Origin of the sequence: Mucilaginibacter sp. SG564, from assembly GCF_013149275.1 — a bacterium.
In the GTDB taxonomy this organism is placed as follows: Bacteria; Bacteroidota; Bacteroidia; order Sphingobacteriales; family Sphingobacteriaceae; genus Mucilaginibacter.
Genome location: NZ_JABGNA010000002.1, coordinates 665,827 through 678,443, shown reverse-complemented (window position 1 = coordinate 678,443; position 12,617 = coordinate 665,827). Strand labels below are relative to the sequence as shown.

15 protein-coding genes are annotated in these 12,617 nt (G+C 40.3%); 2 read left to right on the top strand and 13 right to left on the bottom strand.

Annotated elements, in window-relative coordinates:
• Positions 1–191: 191 nt before the first annotated feature.
• Complete coding sequence (locus FHW89_RS07555) at positions 192–1,466, top strand: hypothetical protein (RefSeq protein ID WP_172334405.1); 1,275 nt, start codon at positions 192–194, stop codon at positions 1,464–1,466.
• 96 nt (positions 1,467–1,562) lie between these two features.
• Entirely contained in the window at positions 1,563–1,922 is a 360-nt protein-coding gene (locus FHW89_RS07550) for a VOC family protein (protein WP_172334404.1), read from the top strand.
• A gap of 13 nt (positions 1,923–1,935) precedes the next feature.
• On the opposite strand, the gene FHW89_RS07545 is transcribed toward FHW89_RS07550, so the two are convergent.
• From FHW89_RS07545 to FHW89_RS07485, 13 genes are all read right to left on the bottom strand, one after another.
• Positions 1,936–2,463 carry an isoprenylcysteine carboxyl methyltransferase family protein gene (locus FHW89_RS07545; protein WP_172334403.1) on the bottom strand — a complete coding sequence of 176 codons (528 nt, stop codon included), beginning with the start codon at positions 2,461–2,463 and terminating at the stop codon, positions 1,936–1,938.
• A gap of 23 nt (positions 2,464–2,486) precedes the next feature.
• Complete coding sequence (locus tag FHW89_RS07540) at positions 2,487–2,819, bottom strand: MGMT family protein (protein ID WP_172334402.1); 333 nt, start codon at positions 2,817–2,819, stop codon at positions 2,487–2,489.
• A 269-nt stretch (positions 2,820–3,088) separates the two neighbouring features.
• Positions 3,089–3,739: a tRNA (guanosine(46)-N7)-methyltransferase TrmB gene (trmB, locus tag FHW89_RS07535; protein ID WP_172334401.1), complete on the bottom strand. Its 651-nt coding sequence runs from the start codon at positions 3,737–3,739 to the stop codon at positions 3,089–3,091.
• Between the two features lie 209 nt (positions 3,740–3,948).
• On the bottom strand, positions 3,949–4,389 hold the full coding sequence (locus tag FHW89_RS07530) for a hypothetical protein (RefSeq protein WP_172334400.1): 441 nt from the start codon (positions 4,387–4,389) through the stop codon (positions 3,949–3,951).
• A 3-nt stretch (positions 4,390–4,392) separates the two neighbouring features.
• Positions 4,393–4,743, bottom strand: coding sequence for a phage holin family protein (locus tag FHW89_RS07525; RefSeq protein WP_172334399.1), 351 nt, complete (start codon positions 4,741–4,743; stop codon positions 4,393–4,395).
• 121 nt (positions 4,744–4,864) lie between these two features.
• Entirely contained in the window at positions 4,865–5,131 is a 267-nt protein-coding gene (locus tag FHW89_RS07520) for a YtxH domain-containing protein (RefSeq protein ID WP_172334398.1), read from the bottom strand.
• Between the two features lie 158 nt (positions 5,132–5,289).
• Positions 5,290–6,333, bottom strand: a complete 1,044-nt coding sequence (locus tag FHW89_RS07515; protein WP_172334397.1) for an AI-2E family transporter — start codon at positions 6,331–6,333, stop codon at positions 5,290–5,292.
• Positions 6,334–6,499: 166 nt separating this feature from the next.
• Positions 6,500–6,703, bottom strand: a complete 204-nt coding sequence (locus tag FHW89_RS07510; protein WP_172334396.1) for a hypothetical protein — start codon at positions 6,701–6,703, stop codon at positions 6,500–6,502.
• Between the two features lies 1 nt (position 6,704).
• Positions 6,705–8,126 (bottom strand): sigma-54 dependent transcriptional regulator, encoded by a 1,422-nt coding sequence (locus FHW89_RS07505; RefSeq protein ID WP_172334395.1) that lies wholly within the window; start codon positions 8,124–8,126, stop codon positions 6,705–6,707.
• Positions 8,127–8,304: 178 nt separating this feature from the next.
• Positions 8,305–9,852 (bottom strand): hypothetical protein, encoded by a 1,548-nt coding sequence (locus tag FHW89_RS07500; protein ID WP_172334394.1) that lies wholly within the window; start codon positions 9,850–9,852, stop codon positions 8,305–8,307.
• A gap of 277 nt (positions 9,853–10,129) precedes the next feature.
• Positions 10,130–10,732, bottom strand: coding sequence for a hypothetical protein (locus FHW89_RS07495; RefSeq protein WP_172334393.1), 603 nt, complete (start codon positions 10,730–10,732; stop codon positions 10,130–10,132).
• A 353-nt stretch (positions 10,733–11,085) separates the two neighbouring features.
• A complete protein-coding gene (locus tag FHW89_RS07490; RefSeq protein ID WP_172334392.1) occupies positions 11,086–11,868 on the bottom strand; it encodes an enoyl-CoA hydratase/isomerase family protein in 783 nt (260 codons plus the stop codon).
• 13 nt (positions 11,869–11,881) lie between these two features.
• Positions 11,882–12,301: a cobalamin B12-binding domain-containing protein gene (locus FHW89_RS07485; protein WP_172334391.1), complete on the bottom strand. Its 420-nt coding sequence runs from the start codon at positions 12,299–12,301 to the stop codon at positions 11,882–11,884.
• Between the last annotated feature and the right edge of the window lie 316 nt (positions 12,302–12,617).

Sequence of the window (12,617 nt, the reverse complement as noted above, 5' to 3'; positions counted from 1 at the left end):
GCGGTTTTTTTTTCCATTTTTTTCCTTATTAAACAGCCCTGCTTTTTGTGCAAATTCAGGGTTGTTATTGACACAAATTTACTAATTTCATTAGCATTCAGGTGTTGTACTATAATCTTTTTAAATAAATTTTTATCCCCAATACATCTGTCGATTTATTTGATATACTTTTGCAGACCTAATTCTTATAAATGAAACAATTATTTTGTCTGCTGTTTTTGTTATCACAGACCACGCTTTTTTTACAAGCCCAAAGCAATTACAAACCCGGTTATGTTATTGACGGTAAAAATGACACCCTTAAAGGATTTATCAATTATCGTGAATGGATAAAAAATCCACGGGAAATCACCTTTAAACAAACACAAAACGCCCAACCACAAAAGTTCACAGTTACAAACGCCAATGCCTTTGCCATAACAGGCGCCGAATATTATGACAAGTTTACCGTTAACATTAGCACCAGTGAGGTTGATCTTGCAAAACTAAACCACACCCTGGATACGGCTTATACCACAGATACTGTTTTTTTAAAAAGCCTGGTTAACGGCAAAAATGTTTCGCTTTATGTATGGACAGATAACGTAAAACCCAGGTACTACCTGTTTAACAAACAAACCCATACTATTGAATGGCTAAAGCAATACCAATACTTTAACGATGAGCGCCAATCCGTTGCCGTTGTTAACAGCTACATAAATCAGCTGCTAAGGCAAGCCTTTCAATACCTGCCCGGCGATACCAAAATTTTGACCCGCATACAAAAGGCCAGTTATTCTGAAAGTGACCTTACAGCTATTGTTATCGCGCTAAACGGCGGCAAAGCCACTCAACAGGCGATCCACACCACCTCCGGTATTCGTTTTTTTGCGGGAGCAGGCGCCCGTTACAGTAAACTTCAGTTTAAAGGGGCTGCCAGCTCAGGCAACCCGTTTAGCAATGGCGCAAATGATAAGACTTTTTCGCCTGTTATTACAGCCGGGTTAGATATCCTGATCAATAAATATACAGAAAAGTTACTTTTCAGGCTGGAGTTTGCCGGAGCTATTAATCGCTATCAGTTCGCCGAAGCCTCTTCTGGATCAGGCGCAAGTTCTGTTACCAATGCACTTGATGTTAAGCTATATCACCTGGCGGCCATACCACAGGTAATCTATAACTTTTATTCAACAGATAAACTTAAGGCCTTTATTGATGTTGGTTTGGCCATGAATGCTTATAAATACAATAATTACAATTTTGCCACCATCTATAATTTTGGCTCTACAACTACCGTTGTAAATCAAAACAAGTATCCTGATTTCCAAGGCTTCGACTTTGCAATTCCCATAAAAGCAGGCATACAAGTTAATAAGCGCGTAGAGATTTACGGAAGCTACTGGCTGCCATCGTCGCTCACCAAATACATTTACTACTCGGCAGATCAGTCTTCATTCCAGGCCGGTGTGAATTATATTTTCCGGTAGCTGCACCATATTCAGGGCCGTCTTTTTTACCTTTGGATTATCCGGGGTAAAGAAGACGGTTTTTTTGTACCCGCTGAATTCCGTAAAACACAACACATGATCAACTTTAAACGTGCCAACCATATACACATCTGTGTGCCGCCCGAAAGACAGGAAGAAGCCCGGCTGTTTTACACCCACGTTATTGGCCTGGAGCAAATAGAGCGCCCTGCTGTGTTTTCATCTGCCGGCCATTGGTTCCGGATAGCGGATATCGAACTGCATATCGGGGTAGAGGAAAGCCATCCCCGATCTATCAGGCACACTGCCTTTGAGATTGATGATGTAAAGACCGCCCGCAAACACCTGGAAAAGCATGGATTGGAAATTATGGAAGAGCCTTTGATAGCGGGTAGGGAGCGTTTTGCTTTTATAGATCCTTTCGGCAATCGCATGGAGCTATTGCAGATACTGTAGCAGCTTTTACTCTTTAGTATTGTTCAAAGTGCTCTTTCATCACTTTTTCTTCCTGCCTTATCCGGATGATCAGCGGGATAAGATAAATCGGGAAGCCTATGATCAAAGTAAACCAGGCATGAAAAACAAGCGCTATACCAATAAGCTCGGGTATAATATTCAGGAAGTAATTAGGATGCTTTACCAACCTGAACAGCGCGTTGGTATTCAGGGTATGATATTGCTTTGGTGCAATGATCAGCTTAACTGTCCATACATGCCTGATGGCGTAAATAACATAATAAAGCACGGCTATAGCTGCAATATAAATAATGAGCCCATAGGTAGTGAGGTTGTCGGTATAAAAAGCGCCTTTGGTATAACCTTCAACTAAGCAGGCAGCATAATAGGCAAAATGGAATAATACCAGTACGGTAGAATTGGCTTTGCCATATTCTACAGCGCCCAGCTTTTTTAATTTTTTTTCATTCCGTGCCGAAATAAAAATGGTGATCAATCGTAAAAAAAATACGATGTAAAATAAAATGTTCAGGGGTATCATAAAAAACTAATATTGATTTTAAATTATAAAGCCAGCTCGATATTCGGATCCCAAAATACGGTTTTAAAATCCTGTACCTGATCGTCAATTACTTTTACGCCTTCGCTTTCCAGCAGCTCGGCCATCAGGTTGCCACCGAAGTGAAATTTAGCGGTAAGCAGGCCCTGCCTGTTCACCACCCGGTGCGCCGGTACTTTGGGCACCACCTTACCCGCCGCCTGCATGGCATAGCCCACCATACGCGATGAACCTTTGGTACCCAAATAACTGGCAATGGCACCATAGGAGGTTACCCTGCCTGCCGGGATAAGCCGCGCCACCTGGTATACTTTATCGAAGAAGTTAATATCATCCATGATAAAAAGCTTAAAGTCGAAAGCGAAAGGCTTAAAGCTAAGATCCGATTTACAAACTCAATAACCCCATGTCATAGCGAGCGTAGCGTGGATAACCGATTAATGGGAGCTCATTAATACCTTGAAAAAACAATTAACAATATTAATAATCCCCGACTTACGGAAACGCTCTGTATATTGGGGATTGCCACGTCGTTCCTCCTCGCAATGACGTGTGAGTTGGTTTCTTTATCCTAAAGTCCTGTAATCCCATAGTCCCCAAATCTTACCTACGCAAACGAAAATTTAAGGTAATTAATGTTCTTATTATCCTTTAAATATTTCTTTTCGTAATAGGTTTTAATGGATAACACCTCATCTGCATAGGGCGAATGGTACAGGTCTTCGGTTCTGATATGGAATTTGAGTTTTAGCTCTTCTATCTTTTCGGCAGTGTAGGCATGCAAACCGTCGTTGTCGGTTTTTAAATTCACACAGCCACCGGGTTTTAATATTTCGATGTATTTATCCAGGAAGCGGGGCGAAGTAAGGCGCTTTTTTTCGCGGCTCAATTGTGGCTGCGGATCGGGGAAGGTTATCCAGATCTCGTCAACCTCACCAGTAGCAAAATAATCCAGCAGGTTTTCGATCTGTATGCGCAAAAAGGCCACATTAGGCACACCATCTTCCAGCGCGGTTTTGGCACCGCGCCAAATACGGTTGCCCTTATAATCAATACCGATAAAGTTTTTATCAGGAAACAAGGTGGCCAGGTTCACGGTGTATTCGCCTTTACCGCAGGCCAGTTCCAACACTACCGGGTTATTGTTTTTAAAAAAACCTTTGCTCCACTCGCCTTTAAAAGGCTTACCGGCATCTAATTGTAATACGTTGCTAAAAGTATCAATTTCAGCAAAGCGTTTTAATTTATCTTTTCCCACTTCTGTAAATAAAACGCAAAAATAGGCTTTTCTGCAAACTGTGAAAATTTGGGCTGTTTTGGTAGCCCGTACAAAGGTTTTTACAAAGAGATGCATATTTGCGTCTGCGGCCAAGTACAGTGCATAGAAATAAAAAAAGACGCAATTATGCGTCTCTACAATAACATTAAGAACTTAAGCCTTTCTACTTCAGACTTAAGACTCAAAAACTACATCACCACCGGTGGCGGCACATTGGGCATACCTTTAGCGGGTGTTTCCGGTTTACTTTTCAGCACAGAAGAAGCTACCGCTTTTACCTTATTCCATAAACCGTGGATCGCGTCGCCGCTGATGTAATTAGAAGCTTTTTGCGATACCAGGCCAACCAGGGTTTTAACCAAAAAGTTTGACCGTTTAAACAATGTTTTATTCAAGGTTACCGGCAATACGATCCTGGATAGCAGGCCAAAGAAATCCTGGTTAAAAATACCCGGGTGCTCGTCACCGTCGTTTCTGTTACCTGAATTCAATAACGACATGACGCTGGCAAATATGGCCGATGGGCTGCTAAAGCGCTTGGCCAGTTCTTCGCCCTGGCGGGCTTCAATAACGCGTATCCTCGCAATCTCTTCCCGCAGATCATTGATATTTTTTATTGAAACGTCCATGCTTTATTTTTTAAATAGTTTTTGTACGAAAAGATTGATCAACGGCTTTTCAATACGCTCCTTATTGAGCTTTACAACAACGGCTATTATTAAATAAATAAGCGCCACACAGCCAAAGCCCTCCCAATCTGAATTTAACAAGTAAGCCAGGTAAAAGGCTAAAGTAAGACTGGCAAACATAAAGGCCAGCACCATACTTATGGCTGTAATAACATCCGTGATCATACTGGCTAAAATTGAAGTTCCACCTTCAATAGCCTCATATTTCAAAAGCTTAAAACGCGTTTCGGCATATTCCTTCAGCTGATCAACAATAGGTGGCAGTGGTGGTGGTGTTTCTTTTTTGGCTTCCATAGATGTAGTTTTATAGGGTATCAAGTAGTTAGTATCAAGTATCACGACAGCTGCATTGTTTTAAGACGTTTGCTAGAAAGTCTTGATACTTGATACTAACTACTTGATACTAAAAAATAAATTAAGCGTGTTCCAGATCGTCCTGATACTCTTCTTCGGCCCCTCTGATCTTTGATTTTATATTTTCAACCACTTTATCTTTAAACCCAACCAGGTTATCAATTTCGGCAGCCGCGGTATCTTTTATTGATTCGCCTAAGTTTTTTAATGATTCAGTTAGCTTGTCACGTGTTTCGTTACCTTTATCTGGTGCAAACAAAATACCCAGGGCTGCTCCTGCTGCCAAGCCAGCAAGCAATGCAACAACTACTTTTGTGTTATCATTCATTGTAATATAATTTTAAGTTGAACATTTGTTGTAATATGATTAAATATCCTGCCAAATATTACAGATCGGCCAATTTTTCTGCAATTTCTGTATAATTTATTTTTTTAACTCCCAATAGCGCTTTGCCTTATGTTCACAAAACTATTCAATTCAATCTGTCAGTTTTCGGGCGACGACTGTATCCGTTCCAATCTGTCGGCTGCCAATCTGTTAGTTTCGTATATCTCCAGTAACAATAAAAAATAGGATAATAATACCGGTCCGAAAACCAGGCCCAATATCCCAAAAAGCGGCAAGCCTATAAACACACCAATAACCGATATAATGGGGTGGGTATTAGCTATACGCTTATTAATAATCATGCGCAAAACATTATCAATATTACCAATAACCAGCAAACCGTAAATCAGCAGCAAAACCCCTTTTAGCGTATGCCCCTGCGCAAACAGCAAAATACTGGCAGGTATAGAAAGCGTTGGCGCCCCAACTACCGGCAAAAAGGATATAAAAGCGCCTATCACTCCCCAAAAAACCGCGTCGGGTATACCAAATGCGTAAAAGCCTATAGCCAGCAGTGTACCCTGTATAACGGCTATTATTCCTTGCCCTAAAACGTTTGAATAGGTAGAATCGCGTAGGGCAGATGCAAATTTTAACGCGTGTTGTTCACGGAATGGAGCGTACTTTAATAAACCAGCCTCAAACTCTCGTATTTGTGTGAGCATAAAATACAACAGAAAGTACAATACCAATAAGGTAATAATGATATTGGCAGCGCTGCTTAATATAGATGGGAAAAGTTCGGTACCAAAAGAGCCCAGCTTTTGAAGTGTATTTTCGGCAAAGCGGGGCTGGTTCAGATTGGTTGCCGCAAAGGCATCAATCTTGGATGTCCATTGTTCAATAGGTAAGGATTTAATGTCGATGCTTGATATTTTACCCACTACCATGATACTGAGTAGCAAGAAGGGGATAACGATAACAATAAGGGATGCAAATATAATGAGCAAAGCTACCGCTACCCGGTTCCATCCCTTTTTTTCGACAAAGTAAAGGTACACCGGCCTGAAAATAGTAAACAACACAATAGCCCCCAATATCGAACTGAACAAACCGCTTAGCGCATACAGCAAAAAGCACCCCAGTATAATGATACTTACAAGGATAATGTTATTGCGTTGTTTATAATTAAAAATTGACATTTTTATATTTTAGTATCGAGTAGCTGGTATCAAGTATCAAGACTTTAATTGTACAGATATCCACTAAATTTGTTTGAATAATGATTGATCATTAAGCCACATTGCATGGTGCACCAATTTACAAATATCTTGATACTTGATACCAGCTACTTGATACTAAAAAGAGCTAATCGGTATTGTTTAGCAAATTGTTTATCTGGGTTGAACTTGTTAAAATGGTATCCAGGTAAAATAAGCAATCATCCGAAAGATCAGGTATCTCATATTTCAACTGCTCCAGAGCCAGGTGAATATTGGAGAGTTGATTTTTAATATCGTGCTTTAACTTACGCAAGTTGTCGTCATTACTCCTTGCCTGTTGATCTTCCATTTTATTTAAGGTTGATAGCCTTCATTTTATTATACAGGGTTTTACGGTCGATGTTTAATATTTCGGCCGCTTTTGTTTTATTAAAGTTCACTTCTCTTAAAACCTTAATAATGGTTTCATATTCCGCTTCGAGGGCCGCGTTTTTCAGGTCGTGCCGTGGTTCCTTTACTTCTGGCACCTCGCTTACCTGGTTGTAAGATTGTTCAAATGAGGGCACTTTAAAGTTGGATATCTCCAGTGGCAAGGCCTTCATCGTGATCTCGTTATCCTCTGCCAGTAAAGCCGCCCTCCTGATCACGTTTTTCAGTTCGCGGATGTTGCCCGGCCAGCGGTAATTCATAAAACAATCAATCACCTCGGGTGCAAACGTGGTTACATTACGACCCAGCTCATTATTGGCTATTTTTAAAAAATGATCTGCCAGCAGCATAATATCGTTGCCCCGCTCACGCAATGGCGGCATGTAGATGGTAAATTCATTAAACCGGTGGTACAGATCCTCCCTGAATTTGCCTTTTAATATACCATCCTGCAAGCTCTCATTGGTAGCTATAATAATGCGCACATCCAGATCGATCTCCTTGGTGCTACCTATCCTTTTAACTTTGCGCTCCTGAACGGTGCGCAGCAAGGCAGCCTGGATCTCATAGGAGAGGTTGCCCACTTCATCTAAAAACAGAGTACCGCCATTAGCCATTTCAAAATGCCCAATTTTAGTATACAAGGCTCCGGTGAATGATCCTTTTTCATGACCAAAGAATTCGCTGGCTGCCAGTTCTTTGGTTAAAGAACCGCAATCCATGGCGATGAAAGGCTGGTTATGCCGCTGGCTGTTCAAATGGATACTTTTGGCCACCGACTCTTTACCCGTACCACTTTCACCCAATATAATTACACTGTAATTGGTTGGGGCCACCAGCTCTATCTGGCGTTGCAGCTCTTTTGACGATTTGCTGCTGCCGGCCACAAATTCGCTGGCAAATACCACTTTTTTATTGTCGCGGCTTTTTGATTTTTCGGCAACCACATTATTGTCGCTGCCGGTATCTTCAACCAGGGCATAATGGGTTTCGACAGCCTTATTAATGGTATTTAGTATTTCGTCGGGATATAAGGGCTTGGTGATGTAATCATAGGCGCCCATTTTTATCAGTTCAACCGCCATTTTTATATCCGAGTACCCGGTTATAATAATAACGCCGGTTTTAGGGTATTGGGTTTTGATGTTCCTGAGCATTTCGCGGCCATCGGTATCTTCGAGCCTGAAATCGCATAGCACCAGGTTAAACTCGTCATTTTTAAGCGCTTCCATGCCACTTGTACCGCTGGAGGCAGTACTCACATCAAAGCCATTACGGGTTAAAAATTTAGATAGCAATAAAGCCACATTAACTTCATCATCAATGATGAGGATTTTCTTCATAAGAGCAATACTGGTAACGGTAAATGTATAAACGCGTTTAAGTTACAAACAATGTTGCTAATTTATGGAGCTTAATTTAAAAACGGGCTTTTAAACACAAAAAAGGGGTAAACAAAAAGGGAGATCAACATTGATCTGCCTTTTGGATAAAATATTAAATGATTGGTTTAATTAATGATCAGAATACTCTTTTGGGTTCAATGCCTAAGCTTAAAATATTGCCGGTTGTTATTTCCCTCGTAGAATAAGCATTATTTGAAAACCCTGTAATTATGGGCTGGTCAAAAGTCAAAGTGGCTTCTCCTAAAAAATCAGAAGTTAGAGTTGTTTTCACACTGAACGTCCTTTTATCGCTGGTTGTTGCAGTAGCGCCAAATTTTAATCCTACTTTTTCAATCACAGAACTGGTTATTTCAAAGTTAGCAGCAAACGTTGTTGTGTTTTCATACGACTGATTAACCTCCTGTGAATTATCATTCTCGTACACGATAAACTTCCATGCAGTACCATAATTTTGCAAATCCCAAGGCACCAATTCTACATTAGGATGATATTCCTTAGGGGTAACGCTCTGGAGGATATAAAACTCAAATACCTTTCCGCTTCCGCTATATTTAAGATCAAATAACTCCTCAGGTCTTACACTCAATATTTTAGTAATTTGATTCCCTATGCCATTTTTTGAATTAAGTAAAATTGTTATTGTGAATTCAAAATTTCCGTCAGTCCAGGGTTTTTTGGGATATGGTACACCATTATTTGTCAACCCAAATTGATTATACTTTGCATTGGCTTTAGGGTCTTCGTCCTGATCTGCAATTTTACCCAATGCGTCAGGTGTCAAAAATTTAAATGAAGTAATGAATTCGCTGTAATTGTGTCTAAATTCACCTCTTGTGTTAGTTGCAGTTAAACCATAATATATGTAGTCGCGTTGCCAATCATTTCCCGAATTATAAGCTGCAATATTTATAGGATCGATACCATTAGCGTCTGTTGTTCTGTTAATGTTAAGCCTGTTCGAAGTAACTTTTTTATGGATGTTGTCGAAAGCAGCATCAGCAAAACTTAAATTTAAGTTGCCGCTTGTATAAGCAACCAATGATGTTGTCCCTGTTGAGGCAGTTGTATTAGCTCGCAAGTTGGAGTTGCTATTTGTATTTATTACAATTCTTTCGTTCTGTTTTACTACAAGAACAGGAAACCCAGGTATTTCATTTGATTTCGCTATAATTTCTTTACCCAAATCATCATAAATAGAAGTTTGATCTTGCCCTGATACGGCGCTTGCCACTAAAGGAATCTCTGTATTTGTATTCCATTTTTCAGGTGAAAAATTGGGCAATGTAGGGATCAATATAGTTAACAGCGGTAATTGAATTTCAATTGATTCAAGCTCTTCTTTAGAATTTGCAAAATGAACCAACTTTTCATGTACGGTCTCTGTATTATTAACTTTTTTGTCTTTAATCATCAGATAAAGTACATCGTAATCATTATCAAATTGTTTTAAGCTTTCTTCTTTGAGAAAAGCTCTCAAAGCACCGTCTGTTTTAACTGCTTTTGCCAAAATTTTAGCAAATGTAATTTGAGACTTGCTTGTTGCTGAATTTTCAGTTACAATACTGGTGGGTGGATTTTGATTTTGATTGATGTCTTTTTTACAGGCCTGAATTAAAGAAATAAAAAACAAGCAGGAAGAAATAATAAGGATTTTTTTTGTCATAATATTTTTAAATTATTGCGCAAATAGAATCAAAAAAGAATAAAAACATGTCTATTTATTGCAATAATAATAATTATAAAATCATATTATATATAATCATACTCTCCATTCTCGACCATATTTCAAACCAAGTGACATAGTTCAAAATAAGATTTCTAATCGCTATATGACAATTACAGATTATATGCATCTGAATACTTAAACGCAAAAAAGGCACAAACAAAAAGGGCAGCCAATTGGCTACCCTTTTTGTTAATTAGGTATATGTAGGGCCATATTAGAAGCCGTATGCTACACGCAGACCTAAGAAGCTTACCTTGCTGTCGTTAATACCAGTTGCATATTTTGTAGTTGCTTCGTAACGGATACCAGCGTCGATAAAGTTACCGTTTGCGCTAACAGGGAACTGAACACCTACTTGCGGAGCATAAACAAACGCTGTTGATTTGTTAACACCAACATCTTTTTTGTTTAACAAGAATGCTGCACCAGCTTCACCTTGTACATAAAAGTTTGGAACAACGAAGTATTTCAAACCAGCTTTTACCGGGATCAGGTGAAAATCTGTTTGATCAAGACCAGCAACGCCACCGATATCTTTTTTACCAAATACGTTATTGTAACCAGCGTTAACAGTAACAAATAATTGGTTTGAAATAACCGGGATGTCCGCTTGTACCGAACCACCTAAATTCCATTTGTAGTTATCTTTAAAGTTTCCCAATGGGATACCAGCGTCAACGCCGATGCTATAACGGATACCGTTGTTAGTAGTGGTTGATGTTGTAGTAGTGGTTGGGGTAGTTGTTTGTGCTTTAGCGCCAAATGCAAATCCTGCAAATGCTAAAACAAGGGCCGAAATTTTAAATGTATTTTTCATAACAATTGTGTGTTTTTGATATATGTTTTATAAACACAATGCAAAGTAAAGCACAGAAACATATACGATTTTTCATCCAAAAGTCACGAATATTTAATCGATTGATTAACAATGATTTATTTTTTGACCAATTGGGTATCTTGGTCAGGATAATGTCAAATTGAAAGTTTACACACCTATTTGTGTCAAATTAACACGGAATTAACATAGCTTTTCGGCCGGCAAAAAGCCCGTTTTTGGCTTGCTTTACGGTTAATTTTAGTTTTTGCGGATAAGGCACCACAAGGATCATCACCCAGATATGGTTAATCCGGGCTTCTGTTAACAAAACTTTAACACCATAAGTGGGTTAATTATTCTCCTTTAAATGCTGCTTTGCGTTTTTCTAAAAAGGCGGTAACGCCTTCTTTAAAATCATTGGTGCCAAAACATTTTCCAAACTGCGCTATCTCGATACCGTAACCATCCACCCCATCGATAAATCCGGCGTTTACGGAGTTTATAGCCGCGGCAAGGGCCAGCGGTGCTCTCAACAATATCTTTTGCAAAAGTTCTTCGGCTTTAACCAGCAGATCTTCCGGGCAAACCACGTGGGTAACCAGACCGTACTGGTGAGCCTCAACAGCGGTGATCATATCGGCGGTCAGTATCATTTCCAGGGCTTTGCCTTTTCCTATCAGCTGGGCCAGGCGCTGGGTACCGCCATAGCCGGGTATCAAACCCAGGGTAACTTCGGGCAGCCCCATTTTGGCTGTTTCGGAAGCTATGCGGATATGACAGGCCATGGCCAGCTCTAAACCGCCGCCCAATGCAAAACCATTAATGGCCGCTATTACGGGTTTATTGCCATTGGCTATCAGGTTAAATACTTCTATTTGTCCTTTCCGGGCAAGGGCAGAGCCTTCATCAACACTCAGGTTGGCAAATTCGCTGATATCGGCGCCTGCCACAAATGCTTTGGCGCCGGTTCCGGTGATGATAATACCACCAACAGCGGGGTTTTTAAAAGCCGCGGCAAAAGCCACGTGCAATTCCATAAGGGTTTCCCTGTTCAGGGCGTTAAGCTTGCTTTCGCGGTTAATGATGATGTATTGTATCCGTTCTTTATTTTCTATCAGCAGATTTTGAAATTCCATGGGGTTGTTTTATTTAAAAATTACGATGCTCGTGCACCCAATCCGTAATATAAGCTACAATGTCCTGTGTGCTGGTTCCAGGCGGAAAAAGTTCGCCAACGCCCGATTGTTTCAGCGTCACCATATCTTCATGCGGGATAATGCCGCCGCCGGTAAGCAGCACATCATCCATCTCTTTTTCCCGCAGCAGTTTAATGATGCGCGGAAAAACGGTCATGTGCGCGCCTGATAGTATGGATATACCAATGGCATCCACATCTTCCTGCAGGGCGGTATTCACCACCATTTCGGGGGTTTGGCGCAGGCCGGTATAAATTACTTCCATCCCGGCATCGCGCAGGGAGGTGGCAATAATGCGTGCGCCGCGGTCGTGCCCGTCAAGACCTACTTTAGCTACTAAAACGCGTATGGGGCGGTTAAAGGTATTACTCATGTAAAACCGTATTGGTTGCCGTAAAAGTAATAAGAAAGCCGGGAATATTTCGGATGTCGGATGTTCGATGTCGGATTTATATTACAGAACCAGGAACCTCATCGCCACCAGCCCAAAAACCGAACTTATAAAATTCAAACTGCCTCCTCTTAACAAAAACTTTTTAAAGCTCTATTTTAACACTTTTCGGCTCAAAATGAGGGCAAAAACAGGTTAAAAACTGTTCAAAACTCAATCAAAACCATCGATTTTAACACTTTTTAACAAATTTTTGACGCGTTTTGAAAAGTTTAAAAAGAACTATATAATTGATATT